The organism is Flavobacterium sp. C3NV, from assembly GCF_046825355.2.
Taxonomy (GTDB): Bacteria; Bacteroidota; Bacteroidia; order Flavobacteriales; family Flavobacteriaceae; genus Flavobacterium.
Window position 1 is genome coordinate 1 of record NZ_JBKQBJ020000029.1, and the last position, 12,835, is coordinate 12,835.

Here is a 12,835-nt window from a genome sequence, read left to right on the forward strand (position 1 = left end):
GCATAAATTTTAAAAGTTCAATAGGGGTCATCTTTTATTCTTAAAGTGCAAATTTCTTATTTTATTTTGACATTCCCTCCCCAAGGTTTGTTCTTGATCCCAAAGAACGCTAAGTTTCTTTTTACTCTTAGCTTTTATAAAAGGCAAAGTTCGCAAAGCTTTGTATTGATTTAGCTTTTTGACCTCTTTGTGATCTGAAATACGCTGTTATTATTTCTTCTCCTTTTGAATAATTTCACTTTTTATAGAATCATTCTCTTTTAATGTATCTTTTTCTTTATTGACGATTTCATTATCACTAATTGTATCATTATCAATTACTGCTAGTTCTCCCTCTACCGCTGCTTTTCCCATACAACTTGTTAAAGAAAAAAGAAGACTTAATGAAAACAAGGCCATTTTTTTAATTGGTTTAATCCTAATTCTACTAAATCTATTTTTCAAATTATCATATTTGACATTATTCTCACCTTTAACCTGATCAAATTTAAAATGTCCACAAATGCTTTCCTTACCTGAGTTTTCAATCAAATAATTTCTTATTTCAGAATTCTCCATTTTAGTAAAATCAATTACTGTTTTACTACAAGAATTACAAAATCTACCTTCTTTATTTGGCAGCATTGAATTCCAGTTTTGATTACATGGTTTTGGTATAGTAATTTGATTTTCCATTTGATTTAAAAATATTGATTTTTGCTTTTCGTTAGTTTCTTTACGCAAGACAAATATAATGCCGCAATAAAAAGTCTTTCTATTTAAAAAAAAGTCTTTCTCAGTCATCTAATAGAGATTTCTTCAGGTCATGTAAAAAATGCCCTTGTAAACGGCCTCAATAAAACCTGCAAAAACACCATCAGAAATTAAGGTGCGTTTGAATTCTTTTAGCAACATTTTATTCTAAAATTAATCACAAACCATCATCCTTCAAACAAAACAGTACTATACATAATAAGTTTATCAAATTTTAATGCAATGAATTTTAATTTTATACAAGTTTAAAATTTCATAAGTACTGGTCAATTTTTATCGATCTGTTTTCATTATTGGCATCTTCTATGCCTTTTAAAATAGTTTTGATTTGTTTTTTATCAAATGAATATTTACCAAAAAATACATATTCGATAGTCTTGGTATTTTTAATATCTTCTAATGGATTTTTTCTCAGCAATACTAAATCTGAACCATATCCTACTTTTATCATTCCTGTCTTTTTTTTCATCCAATTCCCTGGCGCAACAGTTGCTGAATAGAGGACTTGCGAATTAGTCATTCCTGATTTTGACAATGATTCCAGTTCGCTGTGAAGAGAAAAACCTGGAACAACAGTCGAAACATTCGCATCTGTTCCAGCCATAATCGTAACTTTATTATCTACGAGTGCCTTTGTCATAATGTGAATCGCTGCTGCATAAGTTTTCCAATAAATCGAAGACAATCTTTTGGCATTAAAATCTTCTTTACCATCATATTCATATCCATTTTTACCAGGCAACCATCCTAATTTATAAAGAGGAGTTCCTTCAATAATTTTTGGATTGGCATATTTTAATTCTATTTTTCTAAGTTTAGCCTTTAAGTCAAATCTTTGGTCTGAAAAACTTTCGCACAACCAAATAGTCGATGTAACACTGATATGGTTCTGCTTTAACTTTTTTGCAATCTGACTCGAACGTATTTTTAAAAAATTCAGGTATTCTTTTGGGTTTTTGGATATTGATTTCCCAAATTCGTCTATAGTTTTTATCGTTAATTCTTCGATATGAGCAACCTCTTTTTGACCTGATACATAAAAAGTTTTCAAATTAACTAACGGAATATGACCAATAACAGGAATATTATACTCTTTAGCAATCTCAACTGTGGTTTTAAACATTTCCGGATTAACAAAACCATACATTTTTATAGCATCATAACCCTGATCGCTTATTTTTTTTATAGCAATTTGAGCTTCCTTTTTAGTAGAATAATTTACAGATTGTCTTGTCCAACTGTAATAATATCCCATTAATCCGTTTTCGCTAAATATTGGCGGAGATGCAACAAATATTCTTGGGCCTACCCCCCTTTTTTGTATTGATTTTTTCCATTCTAAAATTGTAGGGTTTCCAGCCATTTCCCGAACAGAAGTAACTCCATTTATCAGATATAAAAATAAGTCATTTTTGCTTTCTTTTAAATGAACGTGACTGTCTACAAGACCTGGAATCAGAAACTGGTTTGTACCATCTATGCAGCTATTTATCGAATTCAGTTCTTGATTTTTTTCAATTTGAACTATCACACCATCTTTTATAACTACGTCCTGATTTTTAATAAAATAACTACAATCTTCAGAAAGTACGTTTACATTTTTTATTAGAAACATTTTAGACGGTCTGATTATCGAGGCAATGTTTACAACCCTAGTAGATTTACCTAATACTTTATTTAATTCATTATCTGCCCACAGAAAAACCCCAAAAATTACAACCAACAATACAGCAACTGCATAGAGAAATCTCCTAAACCATAGTTTTTTCATAAATTATCTAATTTAAATTCAAGTGACAAAACAAAGTCAAAAAACCCTATGAATCAGCAAGGTAAAAGTGGTTAGGTACGAAATAGGTCGTTTTAGGTATGAAATTTATCAGTTAAATAAAAAATCTTTCTCATTTAAGCCGTTAAACAAATTTTCATACATTTGAAAAAACAAAAACAATGAATAGAAAAGGTTGTCTTCCTCCGCCAAGAGTTTAATTTCTTTCTAAAATGAGATGAAGTTACAAGTTGATAATGCATCAACTGTTTTTACGTGCTTCATATTTAACTAGTAAATTAATTAAATCTTGTTCGGTTTCGGGCATACACTTTTCATGAAAAAATCTTATCTAAAGTTACACTTAGCTGTACTACTTTCGGGTTTTACCGGTATTTTTGGTAAACTCATCTCCCTTAATGAAGGTCTTTTAGTTTTATACAGAACCTTGTTTTCTGCTATTATTTTATTTTTTCTTATCAAATTGACCAGAACATTGGTTCAAATTAATATTCGGGAAAAATTAAATATTGCTAAAATCGGTTTTTTTATAGCCATACATTGGGCATTTTTTTATGCCAGTATAAAGTATTCCAATATCTCTATTGGCGTAGTTTGTTATTGCCTGACCAGCTTTTTTACGGCGATTTTTGAACCCTTGCTCAATAAAAACAAACTTGTTTTTTCTCAATTAATCTTTAGCGCCATCACACTATTTGGGATCAGTCTTATTTTCCATTTTGACAGTTCTTATCATACCGGGATTTTATTAGGCAGCATTTCATCGGCATTTGCGGCGCTGTATACGATTTACAATGAACGTTTGGTAAAAACCTACGATAGTAAAGTCATCAATTATTATCAAATGATTGGCGGAACGATTTGTTTAGGCATTTTAATGCCTTTTTATTTGATTTTCTTTCCTGTTGAAAGTTTAATTCCGACAGGAACTGACTTTTTTTATCTGATATTGTTATCATTGTTTTGTACCGTTGGCCTGTATGTTTTATTTGCGGAAGCATTAAAAAAAATACCGGCCTTTACCACCAATCTTACCTTTAATTTAGAACCCATTTATGCGATAATTTTAGCATTTGTATTTTTTAATGAAGGCAAGCAAGTGAGCCAATCATTTTATCTTGGATTATTTTTTGTCATGACTTCTGTCATTCTTCAAACGATTATTTCCTTAAGAAGGAAGAAATAAAAAAAGAAACCTCCAAAGTCATTGATTTTGGAGGTTTTTAAAATTTAAAAGTTATTTTTTTTTACCAAGGGCTAACCTCTGATTCATCTTCTATATCATTACTAAAAAAATGTCCTGTAGGCGCATTTTCATCTGTAAAAGTATGTTTGATAATAAAAGCCGCAGCACTTTCTACTGAACCCGGACCGCTATGATGATTAAAATCTGTAGCTGTATAACCCGGATCAATTGCATTTACTTTAAAAGGTAATTCTCTCAACTCATATGCCAGTGCAATAGTATAGGCGTTCAAAGCTGCTTTTGAAGTAACATAACTTGCTGCTTTAAAATTATAATATTTCCAGGTAGGATCACTATGTAAAGTTAGGGATCCTAGTCCCGATGTAATATTACTTATTCTTGGCCTTTTTGATTTTTTAAGCAATTCTAAAAATACTTGCGTAACGCTGATAACACCAAAAAAATTAGTATCAAATACATTCTGAATGTCTTTAATCGATGTATCTAAAGCACTTTGCGGAAATTCTCCGCTGATTCCTGCATTGTTTATCAGAATATCTAATTTTCCTTTTTCACTTTCTACAATATTTTTGGCTGCCAAAATTGTATCCGGATTTGTAACATCAATTTGAATGGGTTTGATATTTTCAAATCCCTTTTCGTTTAATTCTTTTACTACTGCCTGTCCTTTTTCAAGATCACGGGTTCCTAAATAAACGAATAATCCCTTTTTAGAAAACTCTTTTACCAGTTCTAAACCAATGCTTCTGTTTGCTCCTGTAATTAATACTGAATTCATTTTTTCTTGTTTTAAATTATTGAAACAAAGTTCACTCCTTTAAAAATAAAATCATTTGCCATTTGACAAAAAGCAATTTAACTTATATTTTTTCTTATTCTGCTTAATGAGGATTGGGTAACACCTAAATAAGAGGCAACATAAGATAACGGAACACGATTGACAACATTTGGATAGATTTCTAAAAATTTCAAATAACGTGTGGTCGCATCTTCTGAAATCTGTGGACTTCTTCTTTCTACTTTTTGCATCAATGCTCTCGAAATAACTTTGTGCACTATTGCATCCCATCCCACGATAGTATTAGAAAGTTCTTTCCAGTCTTTTTTAGAAAAAACCATCATAGTGGTATCTGTAATTGCCTGCACATAAGCTGTTGAAGGAATTTCATTTTCAAAACTTTCCAAATCTACTACGAGATTATTTTCGTCAATAAAATACTTCGTAATTTCTTCTCCCTTATTATTATAATAACAAACCCTTACAACACCATTTAACACAAAGCCTACTTGCTGTGCAACTTTTCCGGCTTCAGAAAAATATTCCTCTTTTTTTAATTCTAATGCTGTCGCTTTACTTAAAACCAAGTCAATTTGTTGGGAGTTTAAATTCCCAAATTGCAATATATATTCTATAAACTCTTTCATAGTGGCAAGTTAGTCAAAGTTATTAGTAAGGAATTTGCCATTTGGCAAAAAAACCAAAATCGTAAATTTTATTTTTCAAACAAATTTTCGGTTTTACTTAAAAACTCTTCTGTAGCTTCTTCGATATTTATATTCATCCTTTCTGCTAAAATGGTAAGCCACCAGATAGATTCTCCTATTTTATGTTTAAGTTCTTGCTCTGTATTTTCTTTTGGCCATCTCCCCTGTTGCGACATTACATGACGTCCTACCAAGCCGGCATCTGTTAAAAAAGCCAATGCATCTTCTTCTACAGTCCATTCACTTCCATGATGATTCAGTTCTAGTTCGTGATAACGTTGTCTTATTTTTAAAGAACGTTCTTTTAGTTGTTCGAAATTTAGTGAGGACATAATTTAATTTTTGTTGAATGATTCTTTGAATGCGACAGGACTTAAGCTGGTCTTCTTTTTAAATAATTTATTGAACGATTGCGGATGTTCGAATCCTAATTTATACCCAATTTCTGCAACTGAATAAGTCCCGTTGGCAATATATTCTTTTGCTTTTTCAATTAATTTATCATGAATAAACTGTTGTGTATTTTGACCACAAAGATTGCGTAACAAATCGCTCAGATATCTTTGTGAAAGATTCAATTGTTCCGCCAAAAACTGTACGGTCAGCACGCCATTTATCAATGTTTTCTCCTGATCAAAATAATCGTTTATTTCAGTTTCTAATTTAGTCAAGACATCATGATTCACTGCTTTGCGCGTAATAAACTGCCTATTGTAAAAACGATTACTATAATTAAGTAAGAGCTCTATTTGAGATATAATAACATCCTGACTAAAATTATCTATCCGTTCATTAAGTTCATTCTGTATCGAAGCAAAAACACCTAAAATGGTTTCCTTTTCCTGCTCTGACAAATACAAAGCTTCAGAAGCCGAATAATTAAAGAAGCCATATTTTTTAATAGTAGCATTTAAAGCATACGGACGAATAAAATCCGGATGAATATGCAATGACATTCCGCTATAATCTGCTTCTTCATCCTGCATTTTCAATACTTGTCCTGGTGAAACGAATGACATTCCTCCTTCTTCAAAATCATAAAAACCCTGACCATATCGTAATTTCCCTTTGAAGTTAGTTTTAAAAGAAATTTTATAAAAATCCAAAATAATTCCCTGTTCAAAATCCTTAGGATCAAAAATGGCTTCTCCGTAATTCAAAATACTAATAAGCGGATGCATTGGCTTAGACTGCCCCATAGCAACATGCAGTTCGGATATTGTATTGAATATTTTAGGCTGATTTTTCATTGTTGCTGTTTTTATTACTGCTCAACTTTTACGGTTTTACTTTCCCAAATTTACAAAATGTTCTACAGGTGCAATATTCCAGCTCACAGTGCTTTGATCAATCAGATCATGCACAATAGAATCGCTGAGTTCGGTCATTAATTTGTGCATAGCATTTGTACCGTCTTCAGCATTTCTCCATACAAGCAGGTCGTGTACAATACCTTTTTTTAATTCAAAAATACTTCTCGACACAAATCCTTTTTGTCGCTTTAAAAATTCATCAACCTCCTTATTGGCCGAGATAAATTGCTGAATAGTACAGTTATTTAATTTAAAGGTAGTTAGTTCTATAGCCTGATTTTTCATTTTCATTTAAAATTTAAAAAGTAAACATTGTTTTAATATTCTGAAACTGAGTTTCGCTGCCCAATTTTAGTCGTTCATCATACAATTGATTCGCATCATTACCTGCAACATATCGCAATTTATTTTGATTATCGGTAGCCGATTGATAAACTATTTCAGCAACATCTTCAACTTTTGTATAATTACTTATTTTTTCAGGACTATATCCTTTACTCACTTCTACACTTAATTTTTCATAAGCATCATGTTGTCCTGTCTCCATAGATCGAACAGCAAAATCAGTTTTCATTCCGCCCGGCGCGATAACTTTAACTTGAATTCCAAACTGAGCCAGTTCGTAAGCCATACTTTCAGAAAAACCGTCTATAGCAAATTTTGTAGCGCTGTAAACAGAGCACATTGGAAATCCTATTAATCCAAAAGTAGAAGTAATATTGATAAACATACCGCTCCTTCTTTCACGAAAGTGAGAAGTAAAAGCTTTAGAAACTCTTATAACACCTAATAAATTTGTTGTTATCTGACGTTGAATTTGCTCATCGCTTAAAGATTCCAATACTCCTATTAAACCATATCCGGCATTATTCATCACGATATCTACAGAATATAAATGAGTCACTTTTTCAACAACCGAAATGATCTGATCCTGATTGCTTACATCCAAAGGAAGAAGGATTACATCTTTAAGTTTATTTAATTCCATTTCATTTTCAGGATTACGCATTGTCGCAATTACACGCCAACCTTTACTCTGAAATAATTTTGCTGTTGATTTTCCTAAACCAGATGAAGCTCCTGTAATAAAAATTGTCTTTTGCATTTTTTTATTGTTTTAAAATTATAAGGCAAAAGTCTGAAGAAGTGTTATCTGAGATGTAGTCGTTTTGATCTTTCTGTTAGCCAAAATGACAAAAGAATATAATTAGTATTTTATATCAAAATAAAAAAACAAAGAAACATTAAGTAAAAATACGTATAATTGTAAACTGTAAATTACGTAGTTCGAAAATAAAAATGATTTCTAAAACTCAGATTTAATGAAAATTAGATGTACAATCTGTTCAAATTATTTTCATATCTTTATAATAATCAATTAGTTAAAAACAATATAATTTTCTTAAGCACGGAACCCAGTATTCATTTGAAAACATACTGAATTAAATATAAATAACAACCAAAACCAATGTACCAACCATCAGTATTCATTTTAAAACATACTGATAAAAATTTCGACTATGAAAATAAAAATTACAGTCTTTTTGTTATTCCCGTTTATTGCAATGAGTCAGCAAAAAAATCAAATTCAGGTTGATTCTGTCAAAACATCAAACGTCTTTGAACTCGGAGAAGTTATTATAACCAATCATAAAAATAAAGACACACTTAATCGGATTACCTCAAAAACGATGGAAGCTCAAAACAAAATGGAAGTTTCGAAAGCCTTAAATCTGCTTCCGGGTGTTACTTTGACGGCTTCCGGACCACGAAATGAATCAATGGTTTCTGTTCGTGGTTTCGATCTAAGACAAGTTCCGGTTTATATGGATGGGATTCCGGTTTACGTTCCTTATGATGGTTATGTAGATCTGGCGCGTTTTACCACTTTTGATCTTGCCGCAGTTGATGTCTCAAAAGGTTTTTCATCTGTTCTCTATGGCCCAAATTCATTAGGCGGCGCCATTAATTTAATATCTAGAAAACCCTCAGAGAAGCTGGAATATGATGCATCTGTAGGAATGATAAATACAAATGGCTATAAAGCGAACATTAATATTGGTGCAAATCTGGGAAAATTTTACGTTCAGGGCGGCTATTCTTATTTTGATAGAAATTCATTTAGGATGTCTTCAAATTTTGTTCCCACCAAAAATGAAGATGGCGGACAACGGGATAATTCATATCGTACAGATCAAAAAATAAGTTTCAAAATTGGGTGGACACCAACTAAAAAAAGTGAATATGCATTAGGATACATCAATCAGCAAGGCGAAAAAGGAAATCCTGTTTATACAGGAAACGATATTCTAAACGCATTATATTCTAAACCACGATACTGGCAATGGCCAAATTGGGACAAAGAAAGTTATTATTTTATTTCAAACTCAGAGATAGACAGCGAAAATAGTATCAAAACCAGAATCTATTTTGATCGTTTCAAAAACACTCTCAATAGCTATGATGATAATACTTATTCAACCCAAACAAAGGCTTATGCTTTTGAAAGTATTTACAACGATTATACTTATGGAGGAAATGTAGAATATAATACGAAGTTAATTCCTAAAAATGATTTCAAAATTGCTTTTCATTTTAAAGAAGATGTACATCGCGAAAACAATCTTGGAGAACCAGTTCGTCATTTCGTAGACAATACAGTCCTTATTGGTCTTGAAGACATCTATAAAATATCACAAAACTTCACTTTAATTCCCGGCGTGAGTTACAATATTCGAAAAAATAAGGAAGCCCAGGATTATAACGCTACGACAAAAGTAATATCAGATTATCCTACAGCAGATGCAAGTGATGCATACAACGCCCAAATTGGATTATTTTATGAAGTGAATAATCAACATAAATTAGGAGCTACGGTTTCGCAAAAAACAAGATTTGCTACGATAAAAGACCGTTATTCTTATCGAATGGGAACTGCTATACCAAATCCTGATTTAAAACCTGAAAAAGCAACCAACTACGAAATCAATTATACCTTAAGCGCTTTTAAAAAGCTAACGTTTCAAACCGCACTATTTTATAGTTCATTAACTGATGCTATTTTAAATGTAAGTAATGTAGTTCCCGGAAAATCGCAAATGCAAAATTTTGGTGAGGCAGAATATAAAGGTATCGAAGCACAAATCAATTATGAGATATTGACCAATTTGTCTGTAAATTTTAATTACACTTATCTCGAAAGAAAAAACATAACAGATCCGACAATTCATTTTACCGATGTTCCCAACACAAAAGTGATGGGAACTTTAGAATATCAGCCTCTAAAACTACTGAAGTTAATAGTCAATTCAGAATTTAACTCATCCAGGTTTAGCACTAGTTACGGAGCAAGAGTTCCGGATTTTACCCTCTTAAATCTTTATGGATCTGCCAAAGTACTTAAAAACTTTAGTTTAGATGCCGGAATGAATAACATCTTCGATAAAAACTATAGCCTTGTAGAAGGTTACCCGGAAGAAGGTCGTAATTTTTTCGTAACCATACGCTTTTTTAGTTCTAATTAATCATACTATAAATCCATACAAACATGAAAACACAAACTTATTTACTTGCCCTTTTTATTGCTCTAACTTTTGCCATGTGCAATACTTCAAAGAAAGAAGATGTAGCCGAAACAGAAAAAACTGCAAAAGTCAAAGAGAGCGACGAACACATTCCTTTATCACTAGCAGACAGTTTAAAACTGGTAAATCACCAAATAGAAGTAAAAGGCGAAGTCGAATTTCCACTACAATTAAGCGTAGACTCTTTACGAAAAATGAAAGTGGTAGATATTAATAATCTAAAAATAATTTGCCAAAGTGGCGCTATAAAAAAAGATGACAAAACATCCAAAGGTGTTTTACTAAAAGATATTCTAGAAAAAGCAAAGATCAAACAAAACGGACATAAAGACCGAAATTTCTATATCGTAGCAAGAGCTTCTGATGATTATAAAGCCACTTTCTCATGGGCAGAAATCTTCAATAATCCAACAGGAGAAAATACTTATGTCCTTTTTGAAGAAAACGGTAAACCAGTCAAAAACGGCGAAATGATTTTAATATGCAAAAATGATATCAAAACAGGACCACGTCATGTTTATTGGCTAAAATCAATTGAAGTTTATAAAGTAAAATAACTCCACAAGATCTAGTAAAAAGCTTCATTTATTATTAATGAGGCTTTTTTATTCAAATATTCCTTTTATAATTCCTCTGGTCGATTGTTTAATAAAAGCTATGATGGTATCACGTTCTAAAGTTTGTTTAAAATTTTGTTCTATCAGATTTAAAGCATGAGTTGTATTTCGTTTTTCCTGAAAAATAATACGATAGATATCTTTTAACTCATTAATCTTTTCATTTTCAAAGCCTCTTCTTTTCAATCCAACTACATTTAAACCACAATAAGACAAAGGTTCCCGCGATGCCAGAATATAAGGCGGAACATCTTTTACAATACGGCTCATTCCGCTAATCATAGAATGTTCTCCAATAATAGAAAACTGATGGATGGCAGTTAAACCACTAATGTTTGCCCAATCTCCAACGATTACTTCTCCTGCCATACCAACATTAAAACCAATAACACAATTATCACCAATACAACAATCGTGACCAATATGAGTATTTGCCATAATTAAATTATCCGAACCAATAATAGTTTTACCCTTTGATGCAGTTCCTTTGTTGATCGTCACAAATTCTCTAATAATTGTATTGTTTCCAATCTCCAGTAAAGTATATTCACCTTTGTATTTCAAATCTTGCGGAGTTCCACCTAAAACAGCTCCCACATGTATTTTACAATTTTCCCCAATCCTTGTACCATTTAAAATATTCACATTATTACCAATCCATGTATTATCTGCAATTACGACATCATTTTCTATAGTCGTAAAATTTCCAATGCGTACATTCTTTCCAATTATAGCCTTCTCTCCAATCACACTATTCTTCAATTCCTTTTATTTTTGTATATAATACAAATATTCAAAAGATATAAATCCTATTTATTGACTTAAAGTCAATTAAATTTGTGCCCTGATCCTGCTAAGAGTCTCCGGACTTACTCCAATTAAAGAGGCAATATCCTTCAACTTAGCTTTTAGAATAATCTGCGGTAATGTGTTTAGCAGATACAAATACTTTTCCTGAGCACTCATCGAGGTATAGAAATGATGAAACTCATTTAATTTAGACAAATAAACTCGTAGCAGTTTAATATGAAACTTAGAAAATAAAGGATATTCTAATAAAATTTGTTCATCGTCATAGGACAAAGAAAATAAAATAGTCTCTTCAGAAGCCTGAAAATTTTCGAACGAAGGTTTCTGTTCAAAAAAACTACTCAATGATGTAATAAATTGGTTATCGGTATAAATCCATTTTGTAACTTCTATACCATCTTCCAGGCAAAATCTACGAACCAAACCCGATTTGATAAAATAAATTTTAGAACATATTTTGCCCTCAGTAATTATAAATTCGCCCTTTTTAAATTTTTCTTTTATAAAATACTTTCTTACCGCTTGCTCTGTTTCCGAATCCAGTTCTTGAAAGCTATTTATTACATCTAATAATTCCGTCATGATTTTAAACTATTGCTAAAACAAATTTACCAATATAATCGAATAATGAATTTTAAAATTAATCACAACAGATTTTACAATCTCAAAATTACAAAACAAAAGATTTAAGGCATTATTTTTCTATTTACTACAATACGAAAAACTATTATAAAAGCTAAAAAATAAAATAAAGTATCTCTACAAACAATTAAGTGTTTATGCGCATATTAAAAGATTAATAATTTGGGCGTTTTCCGCCGCGGCGGACCGGGCTGTCCGCTAAATCTTTTGCGAGAAAGATTGTGCATTGGCTTCGCCAGGAGTGTAGTGTGTCGCAAAGGATACCGCTCCCATCCCTAACGCAGCCTTGAGGTAAAGAGAAATATAATTTTTTAGAAGAAATTCCAATTTTCAAAATTCGAAATTCCAAAATATTACGTGTATTCACTTTGCCTATGTAATTTCTAACTTTTTGCAAACATAGCCAATGGTTTCAACCATTGGGATACAGCGTACCATCACGATACATTTTCCAAAGGTTGAAACCTTTGACTATCTGTAAAATATCAATAAGAACTTTTAAGAAGATTTCTTTTTACTGAGATTGTCTAATCTTTTTGCCTAATCCCTAAATTTCGCACCTGATCCCATAACCGCACAGCTTTGCGAACTTAGCAATCTACAAAAATCCAAAAAATCATTGCGTTCCTTGCGGT

13 protein-coding genes are annotated in these 12,835 nt (G+C 31.7%); 3 read left to right on the forward strand and 10 right to left on the reverse strand.

What is annotated here, in order from left to right:
• Positions 1–210: 210 nt before the first annotated feature.
• Positions 211–783, reverse strand: coding sequence for a hypothetical protein (locus tag ACIDC4_RS24430; protein ID WP_412045669.1), 573 nt, complete (start codon positions 781–783; stop codon positions 211–213).
• A 223-nt stretch (positions 784–1,006) separates the two neighbouring features.
• On the reverse strand, positions 1,007–2,524 hold the full coding sequence (locus tag ACIDC4_RS24435; protein WP_412045670.1) for an amidohydrolase family protein: 1,518 nt from the start codon (positions 2,522–2,524) through the stop codon (positions 1,007–1,009).
• A 334-nt stretch (positions 2,525–2,858) separates the two neighbouring features.
• Here ACIDC4_RS24435 and ACIDC4_RS24440 point away from each other — a divergent pair, with 334 nt between their 5' ends.
• Positions 2,859–3,728 carry a DMT family transporter gene (locus ACIDC4_RS24440; RefSeq protein ID WP_412045671.1) on the forward strand — a complete coding sequence of 290 codons (870 nt, stop codon included), beginning with the start codon at positions 2,859–2,861 and terminating at the stop codon, positions 3,726–3,728.
• A 61-nt stretch (positions 3,729–3,789) separates the two neighbouring features.
• Here the strand turns inward: ACIDC4_RS24440 and ACIDC4_RS24445 are convergent, their stop codons facing one another.
• The 6 genes from ACIDC4_RS24445 to ACIDC4_RS24470 all read right to left on the reverse strand — a co-directional run bounded on the left by ACIDC4_RS24445 (position 3,790) and on the right by ACIDC4_RS24470 (position 7,652).
• The gene (locus tag ACIDC4_RS24445; protein ID WP_412045672.1) at positions 3,790–4,527 is read right to left on the reverse strand and encodes an SDR family NAD(P)-dependent oxidoreductase; all 738 of its coding nucleotides are present in this window, start codon (positions 4,525–4,527) and stop codon (positions 3,790–3,792) included.
• Between the two features lie 77 nt (positions 4,528–4,604).
• Positions 4,605–5,174, reverse strand: a complete 570-nt coding sequence (locus ACIDC4_RS24450) for a Crp/Fnr family transcriptional regulator (RefSeq protein WP_412045673.1) — start codon at positions 5,172–5,174, stop codon at positions 4,605–4,607.
• Positions 5,175–5,242: 68 nt separating this feature from the next.
• Positions 5,243–5,566, reverse strand: a complete 324-nt coding sequence (locus ACIDC4_RS24455; protein ID WP_412045674.1) for a nucleoside triphosphate pyrophosphohydrolase family protein — start codon at positions 5,564–5,566, stop codon at positions 5,243–5,245.
• A gap of 3 nt (positions 5,567–5,569) precedes the next feature.
• A complete protein-coding gene (locus tag ACIDC4_RS24460) occupies positions 5,570–6,484 on the reverse strand; it encodes a helix-turn-helix domain-containing protein (protein WP_412045675.1) in 915 nt (304 codons plus the stop codon).
• Between the two features lie 36 nt (positions 6,485–6,520).
• Complete coding sequence (locus ACIDC4_RS24465; RefSeq protein ID WP_412045676.1) at positions 6,521–6,832, reverse strand: hypothetical protein; 312 nt, start codon at positions 6,830–6,832, stop codon at positions 6,521–6,523.
• A 13-nt stretch (positions 6,833–6,845) separates the two neighbouring features.
• Positions 6,846–7,652 carry an SDR family oxidoreductase gene (locus ACIDC4_RS24470; protein ID WP_412045677.1) on the reverse strand — a complete coding sequence of 269 codons (807 nt, stop codon included), beginning with the start codon at positions 7,650–7,652 and terminating at the stop codon, positions 6,846–6,848.
• Between the two features lie 415 nt (positions 7,653–8,067).
• Between ACIDC4_RS24470 and ACIDC4_RS24475 the strand changes: the two genes are divergently transcribed.
• Both ACIDC4_RS24475 and ACIDC4_RS24480 read left to right on the forward strand, forming a co-directional pair.
• A complete protein-coding gene (locus ACIDC4_RS24475; protein WP_412045678.1) occupies positions 8,068–10,071 on the forward strand; it encodes a TonB-dependent receptor plug domain-containing protein in 2,004 nt (667 codons plus the stop codon).
• A gap of 23 nt (positions 10,072–10,094) precedes the next feature.
• Positions 10,095–10,688: a molybdopterin-dependent oxidoreductase gene (locus ACIDC4_RS24480; protein ID WP_412045679.1), complete on the forward strand. Its 594-nt coding sequence runs from the start codon at positions 10,095–10,097 to the stop codon at positions 10,686–10,688.
• Between the two features lie 48 nt (positions 10,689–10,736).
• On the opposite strand, the gene lpxA is transcribed toward ACIDC4_RS24480, so the two are convergent.
• Complete coding sequence (lpxA, locus tag ACIDC4_RS24485) at positions 10,737–11,510, reverse strand: acyl-ACP--UDP-N-acetylglucosamine O-acyltransferase (RefSeq protein ID WP_412045680.1); 774 nt, start codon at positions 11,508–11,510, stop codon at positions 10,737–10,739.
• Positions 11,511–11,579: 69 nt separating this feature from the next.
• Positions 11,580–12,140 (reverse strand): Crp/Fnr family transcriptional regulator, encoded by a 561-nt coding sequence (locus ACIDC4_RS24490; RefSeq protein ID WP_412045681.1) that lies wholly within the window; start codon positions 12,138–12,140, stop codon positions 11,580–11,582.
• Between the last annotated feature and the right edge of the window lie 695 nt (positions 12,141–12,835).